The following is a 15,448-nucleotide window of genomic DNA, read 5'->3' as shown; positions in this document are numbered from 1 at the left end:
TAGCCGATGGAAATCAAATCTTCACAAAGAAATTTTCAAGTCACTTAAACCAGTGTTAATCTCTATTTTAAAATACTAACTCCCACACTCCGTAGTTCGATGAAATAAGCCAACCCACTGCAGCTTCTAATCAATCCATGCCTCCGTTCCTGCTGTACCCGCCCCTCGTCTCCGCTTGCCTGCTGTGCCACCCTAAAACTGGATTGGCCACCCGGCAATCAAAATGGAAGTGGAGATTGTAACAAGTAGAGTATATTAGTATGAAGCTCTATAATAGAAATTGCAGGTTATAACTATGAAATTCAAAGTTGTTATCAGGGAAGGCGAAGACGGATGGTATGTAGTTGAAGTCCCCTCCCTTCCAGGGTGCATTTCCCAGGGAAAAACAATCGAAGAAGCTTTGGAGAATATCAAAGAAGCTATTGAACTCCATCTGGAACCAGATGAAGACTTTATTACAGTAGGTTCCGGGCAAATTGCAGAGGTAACTGTTTGACCAGATTGCCTGTTATCTCAGGAAAAAAAGCCGTCAAGGTTTTAGAACGGAATGGATTTGTTATATTCAAGCAGCGGGGCAGTCATATCAGGATGAAAAAAGTTACGCCTGAATTTACGATCAAACTAACCATTCCCCTCCATGGGACTATTGACAGGGGAACTCTCAAAAGTATAATCAAAAGCTCTGGCCTCACAACGGAAGAGTTCGTTGAGTTGCTATAGATTTTTTACGATCAGCTCACACTGGCCAATCAAAAACATTCATTCAACCTATGTAAATTAGCCTGGAACTCCATAACTGAAAACTAAAATCCAGCCCTTCTTCCTTCATAGGCTTCTCTCGCCGCCCGCCTGCGCTGCTCCTCCTGCACTTCCCCGGCTGCCCATCCCTGGTGTTGCGGACCGGGTGCGGGTGCTCATGCGCTTAGTGTGGGTTGGGGCGGGGTGTGTTGTGTTGTGGTCTTACCTCTGCTCTCCCGCCGCCCGGCCTCTCTGCACTATACCCTGCCACCGCAGCCCGTCAGGGCGGCTGGGTGGCAGCCAGCCTTGTGGATGCGAGCGAGTTTAGAACCGCGGGTGAACGCAGATATTGCAGCCAAATTTAGATTATACTTGAATTTATACCGTATAATCAAAATTTAAACCCAAAATAACCATTATCTGCGTTCATCTGTGTTCATCTGCGGTTAATAATGAAATTGAAATAATCCCTGCCTGATTTCATTTGGCACAAGCGTTGAACATGGGTTGGGAATGGGGTGCTGCCGGTGGCGGCTGAGTACATCAAGGTATTAAAACCAGGCAGGCACTGCGCCATACCCATGGTTGATGCACGAAAACATGCCCACTCTATTCCTATTACTCAGAGGGTTTTACAGGCTTTTATTCAGCTTCACGCTCTGAACAAATATTTCCTGGTAAAACCTGATGCGAAATCTTTTCGGGACTACACAGGATACAAACGTTATAGTTAACATTATATACTATTAAATAGGAACTATGCCATAGTCTACCCACAATACTAGAGGTAATGAAATGCAAACAAAAGATGACGTACTTCAAGCAGTTGAAGAAATGGATGTAAAGTTCATCCGGTTGTGGTTCACAGATATCCTGGGAACCATGAAAAGTTTCGCAATAACCAAAGAAGAACTGGAAGGCGCACTTGATGAAGGAATGGGATTTGACGGTTCCTCAATCGAAGGCTACCGGGATATCGAAGAGAGCGATATGGTGGCCATGCCCGATCCAACTACCTTCAGGATACTTCCCTGGAGGCCAAAGGAGCGGGCCACTGCCAGGATGTTCGTGGACATACTGAACCCTGACGGAAGTCCCTTTGAAGGTGACCCCAGGTATATACTTAAACAGAACCTGGAACGTGCCCGGAATTTGGGCTATACATTATATGTGGGTCCTGAACTGGAATACTTTTATTTTGATTCATGTGATTCAACCCAGACTATTGACAAAGGCGGATATTTCGACCTTTCACCCCTTGACCTGGCCACAGACCTGCGCAGGGAAACTGTGTTCGCACTTGAGGATATGGGCATCAGGGTGGAATACAGCCACCATGAAGTTGCACCCAGCCAGCATGAGATCGACCTGAGGTATGCAGAAGGGCTGCAAATGGCAGACAATACAATGACCTACAAGCTTATCGCTAAGGAGATAGCAACACAGAATGACCTGTATGCCACTTTCATGCCTAAACCTATTTTCGGGGAAAACGGAAGCGGGATGCATGTCCACCAGAGTCTCTTTAAGGGGGAAACAAATGCTTTCTTTGATACAAATGACGAGTACAGTCTTTCTGGTATTGGAAAGAGCTACATTGCAGGTATCCTGAAACATTCCAACGAGATGTGTTGTGTGCTGGCCCAGACCGTGAACAGTTACAAGCGGCTGGTGCCCGGTTATGAAGCCCCGGTCTATGTGGCATGGGCCAGGAGGAACCGCAGTGCACTGGTGAGAGTACCCATGTATAAGCCTGGCAAGGAACTGGCTACCAGAATGGAATTGCGCTGTCCTGACCCTGCTTGTAACCCATACCTGGCATTCTCGGTTATGCTGTGTGCGGGTCTTGATGGGATTGAGAAAGGGTATGAACTGCCTGACCCGGTAGAGAAGAACATTTTCAAGATGAGTAAGTCCGAGATGAAAGAAGAGGGTATAGTCTCCCTGCCGTCCAGTCTTGGGGAAGCCATCCAGGCTACTGAAAAGAGCGAACTTGTACGAAAGGCTCTTGGTGACCATGTCTTTGAAAGGTTCATTGAGATAAAGAAACGCGAATGGGATGATTACAGGATCCAGGTCACACCGTACGAGCTTGAAAAATACCTGGGTGTACTGTAGAGAAATAGAATATATGCAAACAGCTTCAAGGTCATTAACCCCGGTTGTTTTCACCCGATAGACCATTTACCTGGTACACAGGTATAATCTGGCAAATAGGGAAGTATTATTATCAGGGTTATGGCATCTGTATGCCATTTTCACGATTGTGGCATATGGATATATGGCCCGGATCGAGATCAATGGAATATGACGTATTTGTTGGTGCTGCAAATTAGATGGATAGGCATCTAAAAGTAGTGCTGATCTGCCTCCTATATGATATCTTTCCGGGCTTATGGGGGGGACTAGCCCCCCAGTCCTACACTTACATATCATAGGAATTAGGGAGCACTTTGTGCCTTTTTACCCCCCGAACGGGGATTGAGACATTCATCGGGTTAAGAGATGTTGGCTACCGGGGAAACCTGGGTAGAGAAGCATGGGCCTTGAGCTAGGACCTTAGAGGATGGTGTTGAGTATGACTGAATTAATGTGTAAGGGCTACCAGCATTAAAGGAACGAAAATAATTTCGTGTTTTATAGGCTCTCTGATAAATAACTATTGAACAGGATTCAACTTATATTCCGCAGGTATACTTTGAAAACAAATCTTTATTTTTAACATTGAATGATGCCGAATGGATGTGGTTTTCGGTATTTTTTAGATAAACGGTTTGAAAAAATGCATTTTTATTTTCTGCTAAAATTGGCAAATTGTATATTCAAAAAGTGTATATTATGTATTCACAATATAAATATAATTATTTATAAATATGAAAACCACTGACAAGAGAAATTATTTAAAATTTTCAGATACCTGCGGAAAGTGGGATTCAAAGCAACAAACCGATTTACTTAAGTATAGAAAGACTCGGTACTGTTAGTACAGAGATAGTTATCTCTTATCAAGCTATGTCATCTCTTATCAAGCTATGTCATCATAGCATAACCACCCCCTCACATCCATACCCCTACCCTCAATCACTCCAATCCATCAAGTATACTCGATAAAATTCCGTCTTTTCATCCATTTCAATGGAAACTTATAAGCGCTCACAAACCAACCCACCTACCATGGAGCCGTTGCATTACCTTCAGGAAGTAAACGAATGGTGGACCAGCGGAAGCGTTAACCCCGTATTACTCCAAAAACTCCACAGGGACGAATTCCACGAACTGGCAGAGCTCCTTGAAAGCGAACGCATCACAGCCGTCATAGGGCCGCGACGGGTTGGGAAGACCACACTCATGTACCAGTTGATAGACCATCTTCTGGACACAGGCACAAAAAAAGAGCATATCCTGTTCGCATCAATGGACGACCCCCTGGTCAAGATGATGACAGACCCCCTGAAGACCATAATAGACGAATATCTCGAAAAAATTGTCAAAAAGCCAATACGGGATGTTGAAAAGTTATACATCTTCATCGACGAAATACATTTCCTGGCCGACTGGAACCTGTGGTTAAAAAGATATTTTGACCTGAAATACAACATCAAATTCATAATATCCAGTTCAAGTGCCACACATCTATTAAAATACTCAAGGGAATCACTTGTTGGGAGGATTTCCGAAATAAAGATACTACCCCTTAACTTCAAGGAATTCATCAAATTCAAAGGCAAGACCGAATTGCTAAAACCCTATGGCGGCAAGGATATTTTCAAAATTGATGTAAACAGGGACAAATTCGAACTCACAAAATTCCAGAACGAACTGGTACTTTATTTCAACGAATATCTCCTATCAGGCGGCTATCCTGAATATCATCCTGCAAAAGACATACGGCTGTGGCAGGATATCCTTATTGCCGACGTGGTTGAAAAGACCATATACCGCGATATTGCTGTACTGTACCAGATAAAGCACCCCCAGTATCTTGAAAAGATACTCACATACATTGCCCAGAACAACTGCCAGACTGCATCGTATAACCGGATAGCACAGGCACTCTCTATCAGCACAGATACGCTCATAAACATGATCGATTACCTGGAATCCACGCATTTGATAGGAAGTTTACCTCTTTTCTCAAAGAACGTGAAAAAACAAATACGTTCCAACCGGAAATTCTTTGTGATCGATTCAGGATTACGGAATGCCTTGCTCAAGAATCGCAGTTTAATGGATGAAAACACTGGGCTATTGGTAGAATCTGTAGTAGATTCCAACCTGCTAACTGTAAAGGAGTTCAGGAGATTTTTCGATATCAGGAATATCTCATATTTTACTGATAAGCAAAAGCATGAAGTGGATATTGTGCTTGACGTTGACGGGAAGATCTTGCCAGTAGAAGTGAAATACCAGAACAATATCTATGAGCATGACCTAAAGCACCTGCACTATTTCATGAAAGCACAGGGTCTGGATTTTGGAGTGGTGGTTACCAGGAACCTGTTTGAGGTGAGGACGAACATCCTGTGCATTCCTGTGTGGATGTTCCTGTTGATATTCACGGCTTAGGTATCATTTTTGCTTGCCTTTGCACCTGCTAACATGAGCATCAACCCTGATGTTTCACCCCATCAGCCCGGCAGCCTGTGACTACACCATCTACACCATAACTACTCCCGCCAGCACAGCACTCTTTTCAGGCTTCGTTACATCTTGTCCGGGGTATGTGACTTGTTCATCATTCTCGGATATTTCCAGAGATTCCACTTCCTGGCATCAACCCCTATGGAATAATTCGATGAATCTGACCCCATCATCAGACTTTCGGTTCCCAGTTTATCCACGCACTTCTTCACCGTATCGATCCGTAGTACTCCTATGATCTTCATAAATATTTCATTATGGGCAACAGCCATGATATTAATTCCATGTGATCTGAATAAAATAATGCTGAATTGAATTCCCATCTTAGTGCTGCTTTAGTTAGTTTTATATACTAGAAAGTATCTATGAGGTTACCGCTTTCCAGCGTAACACCTCGCATTGTCTTGAACCGACCAATATGTATTACATATAAACGAATATTGAATAGATAGGATTAAAAATCACCACCTAAACACGTTACGAAACAAAAACAGGAGCAATTACGAAATGACTGATTATGCAATGTTCTGGGGATGCACCATTCCGGCACGATTTCCATTTATGGAAAAATCAATCCGGCTCGTAGTTGACAAAATGGGAGTCGGACTTCATGATATTGAGGGTGCCACCTGCTGTCCCACAAAATCGATCATCAAAGTTGGAGATGAATTCACCTGGTATGTCACAGCAGCAAGGAACCTCTGTCTGGCAGAAAATATGGGCATGGATCTTTTAACACCATGCAATGGCTGTTACAGTAGCTTAAAAGCAGCAGCAGCCGAACTTCATATTAATCATCGACTCCAGCGGGATGTAAATGAGGTGCTTGCAAATGCAGGATTGAAGTACACCGGGAATTTGCAGATCAAACATCTCGTTGAAGTATTATATGACGATCTTGGTACAGACGAGGTCAAAAAGCATATAACCAGACCGCTTGATGGGATAAAAATCGCAGTTCACTACGGATGTCACATGATCCGTCCAAGTTCAGCCATACACTTTGATGATCCGAACCACCCGACAAAGTTCGATCTGCTCGTCGAAGCACTGGGAGCCAACAGTATGGACTATCCGACAAAGATGCTCTGCTGCGGCAGCGACCTGAACAACGCAGACAACCCTTCAGATGCGGTCACACTCTCCCGTGAAAAGATACTTGAGGTCCAGGAACTTGCAGATGCCATGACAATGATGTGCCCGGCATGCTTTGCCCAGTTCGACTCCAAACAGTATCTTATGCAAAAAAGCGGTGAGCGGGTACACCTGCCGATCGTATATTTCACAGAACTTATGGGGCTTGCATTTGGATTTGAAGCCGCCGAACTTGGCATGGATATGCACAGGGTCGAAACCGACTCATTTCTTGAAACATGGTATGAACGTTCAAAGCATCTTGAAAGTGCACGGGAGCATTTTGACCTGACAGCTCTGCGGAGCTGCTATGAATGTGCAGCATGCATTGACGATTGCCCTGTTACCAAGATCATCCCGCAGTTCGAACCGAACAGGATAATCGGTGATGTATTACACGGGAAACTTGACCAGATCGTGGAATCTCCCGATATCTGGTACTGCATAAACTGCTATACATGTTATGAACTCTGCCCGCAGAAGTTCGGTATGGTAAAAGTCTTTGACCGTCTGAAAACCCTCTCCTGTGAGCGCGAGACGGCTCCGGAAGGTTTCAAAGGCGGACTTCAAATGTTCATGGATACCGGGAAGCTGGGCGAGCCAACAGCCATGCGTAAAAAATTGAAATTACCTAAACCGCCAAAAAGCGGTGCGGATGATCTCAGGGAATTGATGAAGGTCATCAAAAAACGAAAAAAGTCCGGATTAAAATCCGGATCGGGATCAAGTTCAACAAAACCAGATAAAGTCAGTGAAGATGAGCTTCGTGAAAATGAAGTTCGTGAAGATGAAATTCTTGAGGATGAGCTTCATGAAGATGAAACTCGTAAAGATAAGCTTCGTGAAGTTGATGCTAATAAAGAGAAACAGGAGGCAGGCGAGTAAATGAGATGTGATTGTTATATTCCGTCAGGGTGTGCCGTTTCCGGTATAATGAGTAAAGCGGGAGAGCGAATGGATGGAAACGATATTATCAGGTCAATTGCCTTAATGCATGACCGCTCGAACGGTCTTGGAGGCGGTTTTGCAGCATACGGGATATACCCGAGACATGCTAATGAATATGCATTCCACATGATGTTTGACAATATGGAGGCAAAGGATCAGTGCGAGGAATATCTCAAGGATACGTTCGACATCGTTCTTGATGAGGAGATACCTACGCGTCCCGGTGCTGTCTTTGAACAGGATACCTCTGGAAGGTCTGCCGAATGTGGAACGCAGCCGATCACGTCTCCCCCTATACTGTGGCGCTATTTCATGGATGTCCCCGAGCATAGAACGACATTCGTTTCAGAACGTGAATATGTTGTTGAAAAGGTGATGGATATCAACTCAAAGTTCACCGGTACTTTTGTTGCATCATCAGGTAAGAATATGGGAGCCTTCAAGGGTGTAGGATATCCGGAAGACATTGGAATGTTCTACAAATTAGACGAGTATAAAGGATATATCTGGACAGCACACGGCAGGTTCCCGACAAACACGCCGGGATGGTGGGGCGGAGCACATCCATTCTGCCTTCTTGACTGGTCAATTGTCCACAATGGCGAGATATCATCCTACGGGATCAACAAACGCTACCTTGAGCCGTTTGGATACAAGTTAGAACTTCGAACAGATACCGAAGTCGTGGCATACCTGTTCGACCTGCTTGTCCGCAGGCACAAAATGCCAATGGACCTGGCTGTCAGGGCACTTGCATCACCTTTCTGGAAAGATATTGACAGGATGCCAAAACGCGAACAGAAAATTGCAACTGCGATCAGGCAAGTTTATGGTGGTGCACTCTTAAACGGACCGTTCAGCATCATTCTCGGATACAGTCGCGGTATGGTTGGATTCAATGACCGTATCAAACTGCGGCCCATGACCTGTGCCACAAAAGGTGATGACATGCTGTATATGTCATCAGAGGAATCGGCAATCCGGGAGATCGCAGACCCGGATACGGTATGGAGCCCGAAAGCCGGAACAGCAGTTATAGGCGAATTAAATTGGGAGGTGGAATAAATGATGTCCCAGATACCACCGGAATTTATAGTGAAGATCGACTATGACACGTGCAGACGGTGCAGGCGCTGTGTCATGAACTGTAGTTTTGGATGCATGCAATTCAAGGACAGGGTGGTACCTGACCACAAAAAATGTGTGGCATGTCACAGGTGCGTAACTTTCTGTCCGGAATCCGCAATATCGATCACTAAAAACGAACTAACTTACAAGGACAGTGCTAACTGGCTGCCTGAGACCCGGCAGAACATCTTAAAACAAGCAGAAACAGGCGGCATTCTCTTAACAGGAATGGGTAATCCCAGACCGTACCAGATACTTTGGGATCATATGTTAATTGATGCGTGCCAGGTCACAAACCCATCTATTGATCCACTCCGTGAACCAATGGAACTGCGGACATTCCTCGGCCGCAAACCAAACCGCCTGGAGTTTACCAGGGACGGGAATGATGAGATCAAACTGTCCACCGAACTTCAACCCCAGGTTAAACTGGATGTGCCGATCGTCTTTGCAGCAATGTCGTATGGTGCGATAAGCCTGAATGCGCACAGGGCACTTGCAATGGCTGCTAAAAATTCAGGAACACTTATGAACACAGGTGAAGGTGGAATCCACAAAGACCTGAACTCATATACGGATAATATTGTAGTCCAGGTCGCATCCGGCCGGTTCGGTGTAACCAGCGAATACCTGAACTCGAGTGCGATGGTTGAGATCAAAATAGGACAGGGTGCAAAACCTGGAATCGGCGGACATCTTCCAGGTGAGAAGGTAGGAGAAGATATATCAAAGACCCGGATGATCCCTGTTGGGACAGATGCCCTCTCTCCTGCACCACACCACGATATATATTCAATAGAAGACCTATCGCAGCTCATCTATGCGATCAAGGAAGCCACGGATTATACTAAACCCGTTTCTGTCAAGATCTCTGCAGTGCACAATGTGGCTGCTATTGCCAGCGGGATCGTACGTGCGGGTGCGGATGCCGTTACCATCGACGGGTTCCGCGGCGGTACAGGTGCAGCACCAATGGTGATCAGGGACAATGTAGGGATACCGATCGAACTTGCACTGGCTGCGGTCGACCAGCGACTGCGTGATGAAGGTATCAGGAGCCATGCCTCGATACTTTGTGCAGGAAGTATAAGGAACAGCGGTGATGTGGCAAAGGCGATCGCTCTTGGTGCGGATGCGGTTGTTATCGGAACTGCGGCTCTTGTGGCAATGGGATGCCGGGTGTGCCAGAAGTGTTATACAGGCAACTGTGCATGGGGAATTGCAACCCAGAAACCAGAACTTGTGCGCAGGTTAGATCCGCAGGTCGGTGCAGAGCGGTTATCGAACCTCGTGACGGCATGGGGTTATGAACTGCAGGAAATCCTGGGTTCACTTGGAGTCAATTCAATCGAATCCCTGCGCGGCAGCCGTGAACGGCTGCGAGGTATCGATCTTGATGAACAGACCCTGGAACTGCTTGGGATCAAACCTGCAGGGATAGGGCAGTGAGGTGGTAGCAATGGTGATGAGAATCGACTGCAAAGGAATGTACTACCGGAAACTGAACAGTATGATCCGTGATGCAGTGGAAGAAGGTGAGACCGAGTTCATACTCGATAATGTGAACGGTCAGCGCTACATAGGCAACGGGATCAATGAGAAGGTTAGTATTACTATAAACGGAGTACCAGGAAACGACCTTGCAATGTTTATGAACGGTCCTGCTCTTGTTATTAATGCCAATGCACAGGACGGCGTCGCAAATACTATGAATGCAGGTGAGATCATTATACACGGAAGCGCAGGGGACGTGTTAGGATATGGTATGCGCGGCGGAAAAATGTATATTAAAGGCAATGTGGGATACCGCACCGGAATTCATATGAAACAGTATAAAAAACAAATACCTGTGATCATTGCCGGTGGTAATGCAGGTGATTTCTTGGGTGAATACATGGCTGGCGGTATCCTGGTCCTCCTTGGTCTGGACAGGGACGAGAATACACCGATCGCTGGTGATTATCTCGGAACAGGCATGCACGGAGGCGTGATCTACATCAGGGGCGAGGTAGAGGAATACACGTTGGGTAAAGAAGTAAGTGTGCTGGACCTGGATGCAAAGGATGAAAAACTTTTAAAGAAACACCTCAGTGAATACTGCAAACACTTCGAACTCGACCTTGATGAATTGCTAAGCAAGCCTTTCATCAAACTGCTTCCTGTATCCTGCAGACCTTACGGGAATATGTATGCATATTAATTATCAAGGTCAGATCGTGTCTTTAGATGTCAAATAAGTAATGTGGGACGGTGAATAAAAATGAGTAAATCAGATGTGTTAAATACGCTGCAAAACGCAGGTCTTGATGTACTTACCTGCATGCAGTGCGGTACATGCAGCAGTAGCTGCCCGTCAGGACGTTATACGAGCCTGAACACACGAAGAATTGTAAGAGGAACATGTGTAGGCAGGGACATACTGCATGACGAAGATCTCTGGATGTGCACTACCTGTTATACATGCCAGGAGCGGTGTCCGCGCGAGATAAAGATCGCTGATACGATACTGGCGATTAGGACAATTGCTGTGCATGAAGGTATCATGCTGCCGGCACACAGGAAGGTCAGCCAGCTGGTGCTTAAGTACGGTCACGCTGTACCCATCAATGATGACGTAAAAGAAAAACGTGAAAAGCTCAAAATGGACCCCATCCCCGGGACAGTTCATAAATACCCGGAGGCACTGGCTGATGTGCAGACGCTTTTACGGTCGTGCGAATTTGACAAACTGGTGGCCTGAAGAGCAGAACGTATAGATGAGAAAGAGGAGACGTTATCATGTCAAAGTTATCACTTTTCCTGGGCTGCATTGTCCCGAACCGTTATCCTGGAATCGAAAAAGCTACACAGTTGTGCCTCGATAAATTAGATATCGACTGTTCGGATCTGCCGGGTGCGTCGTGCTGTCCGGCGCCCGGTGTGTTCAGGTCGTTCGATAAACCGACATGGCTTGCACTTGCAGGCCGTAACATTGTACTATCCGAGGAACTCGGGTGCGATGTCCTGACAATATGCAACGGCTGTTACGGTTCACTCACTGATGCAAATCATGAACTCAAAGAGAACGTAGCGCTTAAAAAAAGCACGAATGTCCATCTTGGGAAGATAGGTAAAAAGTACGAGGGAACTGTGGATGTGCGGCACATCGTGGAATTTCTCTATGACGAGTTCGGACCTGAAAAGATAAAGGAGATGGTGGTAAAGCCACTTGACCTTAAGGTTGCGCTGCATTACGGCTGTCATCTCGTAAAACCTTCGAAAGAGCGCCAGCTTGGAAGTGTGGAACAACCGACTTTTTTTGATGAACTGATCGAAGCTACAGGTGCAAAAAGTATAGATTATCCTGATAAGATGGCATGCTGCGGCGCCGGCGGAGGCGTGCGCTCGGCACTACTTGAAAGATCGCTTGAAATGACAAAACATAAGCTCTCACGTATCCGTGATGCCGGTGCGGACTGCATTGTGAATGCATGCCCGTTCTGCCACCTGCAGTTTGACAGCGGACAGGCCGAGATCAGGGAGAAGTTCGCTTTAGAGTATAATATCCCGGTATTGCATTACAGCCAGCTCCTTGGGCTTGCGCTTGGATTTCCACCTGTGGAACTTGGAATTGACCTGAATATCATAACGAACAAAGAATTCTTTGAGAAGCTCAGAGGACGTATAGAATAGTGATGAGGTTGTGAAGATATGAGTGGCCAAAAAACAGGTGTGTACCTTTGCAGGTGCGGCGGCAATATCTCGGATGCAGTGGATGTTGAAGCGATCGCCGAAAAAGTTTCAGGAATGGACAGTGTGGCGATAGCGAACGTCCAGGATTACCTGTGCAGCAGCGCAGGACAAGGTAAGATCAAAAGCGATATCGAGACAGGGATGATCGACCGCGTGGTGATCGGTTCGTGTTCTCCAAAGCTGCATCTTGAAACATTCCGTGCCATGGCAAAAATGGCAGGTATCAACCCGATGCTTCTTGAGATCGCTAACATCCGCGAGCAGTGTTCATGGGTGCATGAGGACCAACAAGAGGCTACAAGGAAAGCGAAAGGACTTATCACTGGCGCTGTTTTTAGAATGAACAGTCTTGAGTCGCTTGAGCCGATCATTAAAGATCTTGAAGACCGCGTGCTGGTTGTTGGCGGTGGTATTAGCGGCATTACAGCAGCACTTGAGATGGCCAACGAGCACGAGGTTATCCTTGTAGAAAATAAAGCATATATCGGAGGTCAGATGATCGGTCTGTCAAAAACGTTTCCGACGTTTGACTGCTCGCAGTGTACCCTGACGCCGAAGATGGTTGAGGTGTTCAACCATCCTAATATCACACTATACACCCAGACCGAGGTTGCATCGGTTAATGGAAATGTGGGGGATTTCAAGGTAACCCTGCGCCGTATGCCGCGGTACGTGGATGTTGATGCATGTACCTCATGCGGCAGGTGTGCACAGGAGTGTCCGGAGGATGCGATCGCACTGCCGTTTGTGCAGGCGATTCCACAGGCATACATTATTAATATGGAAAAATGCGTGGAATGCGGTCTTTGCGAAAAGGTGTGTGACGTTGGCGCGGTCAAACTCGATGACAGGGAGGAGAACATTGAGGTTAATGTCGGTGCGATCACCATAGCCACAGGCTTTGAGCCGATCGACCCATCGATCATTGAGGAGTACAATTACGGGCGGCATCCGGATATCATAACCGCAATTGAGTTTGAGGAGATGCTTTCTGCTATGAGCAGGACCGGTATGCGTTTACAGAAGTCGGATGGTACGATGCCGCAGAAGGTTGCTTTTGTGCTGTGTGTGGGTTCGCGCGATTTTAACCGTGCGAACAAGTACTGCTCGAAGGTATGCTGCCTATATTCGCAGAAACAGGCGCAGTTGGTGCTGAAGATGAACAAGGATGCGGATGTGACAGTTTTTTACATCGATATGCGTGCAGCAGGCAGGCGGATGGAGGAGTTCTACCAGCATGCGCAGGAGGTGGGAGTGAACTTTATCCGCGGGCGCGTGGCTGAGGTGAATCCGCTGGATGGCGGCGTGTTGCAGCTTCGGTATGAGGACACGTTGCTTGGTGAGATAGGAAGCGATGAATTCGATATGGTTGTGCTGTGTCCGTCGCTGAACCCGTCAGCCGGGACACACGAGCTTGCCGACCAGCTGGGTGTGCATGTTGGCAGTGATGGTTTTATCGAAGAGAAGCATGTCAAGATCGATCCAGTGAACACGCTTAACCAGGGAGTGTTTGCGGCAGGATGTGCGCTTGGACCCAAAGACATCCATGATTCTGTGACTGAAGCCATGAGTGCGGCACTCAAGGTTTCAGGGTTCCTTGGTAAAGGCATGATCTCGATCTCGCCTGAAAAGCCGGTGATCAAGGATGCCTGCGATGGGTGCGGTATCTGTGTGAAGGAATGTCCCTATGGTGCACTTTCAATGGAGAACAAAGCGCCAGTACTCGAAGCGCTTTCATGCAATGCATGCGGGATATGTGCAGCCGTATGTCCGCAGGAAGCGGTGGAGATCGCAAACTACACGCGCAAACAGTTGAAGGCGCAGGCTGAAGGGATACTTGATGCGGGTATGGGCGTGATCGTGTACATCGACCCTGCTGCGTATGCGGCTGCCGATATTGCGGGTGTGAACAGGAGTCCATATTCGCCGCTTATTAGGTTTGTCCAGGTGCCGTCCATTCATGTGCTGGATGCGGATATCGTGAACCATGCATACGAGCACGGTGCCGGTGGTGTGATGATGATCGAGGGCACGACTGATGAGGCACTTACCTCAAGGTCCAAGGACCTGTACAGCAAACTAAAGAAGGCTACGAAAGAACACAAAAGGCCTATCAGGTACTCGCATATCGAGACTGCGCAGTACGAGAAGTTGATGAATCTTTTGAATGTGTTTGCTGAACAGGTGGCTGCGAAGGCGGCAAAGAAGGCCGGGAAGAAAGAGGCGTGAAGGTACGCCATCTTCTAATTATTTTTCAGAGAATTTGGTTGCAGCCAATCGTTTATAAAACAGTGGGTTCAATTTATATTCTGCAAATCCGGATTACCCACGTGAAAAACATGACCTGGAGATTCATCGACACCAACATGACAGACGGCTTCTACAGCGCAGCCCTGTTCGAATCAATCGCAAAACACGTTGGCAACAGCGAAGTTGACGATACTATCCTGTTCTGGCGCGTCAGGACCCCTGCCGTCTACCTTGGATACCACCAGTACGTGGAAGATGAGATACACGAGGACTACTGTGCAGCCAACGGTATCCAGGTGGTACGACGAGTGCTCGGCGGAGGGTGCGGGTTCTGTGATGAGGACCAGATCCTGTTCTCCGTGATCTCCCGTGAGGGCAGCGGCTCGGTTCCCACAGACATCCAGGGGGCATATTCACGCGTCCTTGGCGGGCTGATAAACACGCTCAGGGCGCTCGGGTTTGACGGCAAGCTCGAACCAACGCGCAATGCAGTGTATTCGATGAGGCGCAAGATATCAGGGAATGCACAGGGGAGGTTGGACGGTGCGGTGCTGGTAAACGGCAGTTTCCTGCTGGATTTTGTTTTTGATGAGATGGACAGGGTGCTTAAGAACCCCACAAAGAACCTGGCAGAGGGTGTAGAGTGCGCACGGGACGGGATGATCACGCTTTCGGAGCTTCTGGATGGCGCTGGTTATGATATCGATCATGTTAAAGGGGTATTGAAACGCGGATTTGAAGATGCGCTCGGGATAGAGGCGCAGCACGGTGTGCTGACGGATTCGGAGATCGAACTGGCACAGCGTTTGAGTGAGAAGCACAGGAGCAGGGACTGGATCTACCGGATGGATGATAAGAGGCGTAGGAGGCGGGGTCG

At 47.1% G+C, this 15,448-nt stretch carries 13 protein-coding genes; 12 read left to right on the top strand and 1 reads right to left on the bottom strand.

Annotated features, from left to right (window positions below):
* Nucleotides 1-295: 295 nt before the first annotated feature.
* The 4 genes from HF974_11145 to HF974_11130 all read left to right on the top strand — a co-directional run bounded on the left by HF974_11145 (nt 296) and on the right by HF974_11130 (nt 5,304).
* A complete protein-coding gene (locus HF974_11145) occupies nt 296-496 on the top strand; it encodes a type II toxin-antitoxin system HicB family antitoxin (GenBank protein MBC2698862.1) in 201 nt (66 codons plus the stop codon).
* A complete protein-coding gene (locus tag HF974_11140; GenBank protein ID MBC2698861.1) occupies nt 493-720 on the top strand; it encodes an addiction module toxin, HicA family in 228 nt (75 codons plus the stop codon). The genes HF974_11145 and HF974_11140 overlap by 4 nt, the downstream gene beginning before the upstream one ends.
* A gap of 813 nt (nt 721-1,533) precedes the next feature.
* Entirely contained in the window at nt 1,534-2,856 is a 1,323-nt protein-coding gene (locus HF974_11135) for a glutamine synthetase (protein ID MBC2698860.1), read from the top strand.
* Between the two features lie 1,056 nt (nt 2,857-3,912).
* The gene (locus tag HF974_11130) at nt 3,913-5,304 is read left to right on the top strand and encodes an ATP-binding protein (GenBank protein ID MBC2698859.1); all 1,392 of its coding nucleotides are present in this window, start codon (nt 3,913-3,915) and stop codon (nt 5,302-5,304) included.
* Between the two features lie 137 nt (nt 5,305-5,441).
* Here the strand turns inward: HF974_11130 and HF974_11125 are convergent, their stop codons facing one another.
* Nucleotides 5,442-5,624, bottom strand: coding sequence for a hypothetical protein (locus HF974_11125; GenBank protein ID MBC2698858.1), 183 nt, complete (start codon nt 5,622-5,624; stop codon nt 5,442-5,444).
* Between the two features lie 262 nt (nt 5,625-5,886).
* Between HF974_11125 and HF974_11120 the strand changes: the two genes are divergently transcribed.
* The 8 genes from HF974_11120 to HF974_11085 all read left to right on the top strand — a co-directional run.
* Nucleotides 5,887-7,398: a hypothetical protein gene (locus tag HF974_11120; GenBank protein MBC2698857.1), complete on the top strand. Its 1,512-nt coding sequence runs from the start codon at nt 5,887-5,889 to the stop codon at nt 7,396-7,398.
* Nucleotides 7,399-8,526, top strand: a complete 1,128-nt coding sequence (locus HF974_11115) for a glutamine amidotransferase family protein (GenBank protein ID MBC2698856.1) — start codon at nt 7,399-7,401, stop codon at nt 8,524-8,526.
* 3 nt (nt 8,527-8,529) lie between these two features.
* Entirely contained in the window at nt 8,530-10,038 is a 1,509-nt protein-coding gene (locus HF974_11110) for a 4Fe-4S binding protein (GenBank protein ID MBC2698855.1), read from the top strand.
* Nucleotides 10,039-10,051: 13 nt separating this feature from the next.
* The gene (locus tag HF974_11105; protein ID MBC2698854.1) at nt 10,052-10,789 is read left to right on the top strand and encodes a hypothetical protein; all 738 of its coding nucleotides are present in this window, start codon (nt 10,052-10,054) and stop codon (nt 10,787-10,789) included.
* Nucleotides 10,790-10,849: 60 nt separating this feature from the next.
* Entirely contained in the window at nt 10,850-11,329 is a 480-nt protein-coding gene (gene hdrC / locus HF974_11100) for a CoB--CoM heterodisulfide reductase subunit C (protein ID MBC2698853.1), read from the top strand.
* A 38-nt stretch (nt 11,330-11,367) separates the two neighbouring features.
* On the top strand, nt 11,368-12,261 hold the full coding sequence (hdrB, locus tag HF974_11095; protein MBC2698852.1) for a CoB--CoM heterodisulfide reductase subunit B: 894 nt from the start codon (nt 11,368-11,370) through the stop codon (nt 12,259-12,261).
* Nucleotides 12,262-12,279: 18 nt separating this feature from the next.
* On the top strand, nt 12,280-14,550 hold the full coding sequence (locus tag HF974_11090; GenBank protein ID MBC2698851.1) for a 4Fe-4S binding protein: 2,271 nt from the start codon (nt 12,280-12,282) through the stop codon (nt 14,548-14,550).
* A gap of 137 nt (nt 14,551-14,687) precedes the next feature.
* Nucleotides 14,688-15,448, top strand: a 761-nt coding sequence (locus HF974_11085) for a lipoate--protein ligase family protein (GenBank protein ID MBC2698850.1), incomplete at its 3' end; no start/stop codon positions are given.

The organism is ANME-2 cluster archaeon (assembly GCA_014237145.1).
Lineage (GTDB): Archaea > Halobacteriota > Methanosarcinia > Methanosarcinales > Methanocomedenaceae > Methanocomedens_A.
Note: the sequence above shows the minus strand (reverse complement) of the source record. Positions and strands in the feature narration are given on the sequence as shown.

Excerpts from the sequence above, each read along its gene's own strand:
- HF974_11145 (MBC2698862.1), top strand. The coding sequence starts at position 296 with ATGAAATTCAAAGTTGTTATCAGGGAAGGCGAAGACGGATGGTATGTA.
- HF974_11135 (MBC2698860.1), top strand. The coding sequence starts at position 1,534 with ATGCAAACAAAAGATGACGTACTTCAAGCAGTTGAAGAAATGGATGTA.
- HF974_11130 (MBC2698859.1), top strand. The coding sequence starts at position 3,913 with ATGGAGCCGTTGCATTACCTTCAGGAAGTAAACGAATGGTGGACCAGC.
- HF974_11125 (MBC2698858.1), bottom strand. The coding sequence starts at position 5,624 with ATGAAGATCATAGGAGTACTACGGATCGATACGGTGAAGAAGTGCGTG.
- HF974_11120 (MBC2698857.1), top strand. The coding sequence starts at position 5,887 with ATGACTGATTATGCAATGTTCTGGGGATGCACCATTCCGGCACGATTT.
- HF974_11115 (MBC2698856.1), top strand. The coding sequence starts at position 7,399 with ATGAGATGTGATTGTTATATTCCGTCAGGGTGTGCCGTTTCCGGTATA.
- HF974_11110 (MBC2698855.1), top strand. The coding sequence starts at position 8,530 with ATGTCCCAGATACCACCGGAATTTATAGTGAAGATCGACTATGACACG.
- hdrC (MBC2698853.1), top strand. The coding sequence starts at position 10,850 with ATGAGTAAATCAGATGTGTTAAATACGCTGCAAAACGCAGGTCTTGAT.
- hdrB (MBC2698852.1), top strand. The coding sequence starts at position 11,368 with ATGTCAAAGTTATCACTTTTCCTGGGCTGCATTGTCCCGAACCGTTAT.
- HF974_11090 (MBC2698851.1), top strand. The coding sequence starts at position 12,280 with ATGAGTGGCCAAAAAACAGGTGTGTACCTTTGCAGGTGCGGCGGCAAT.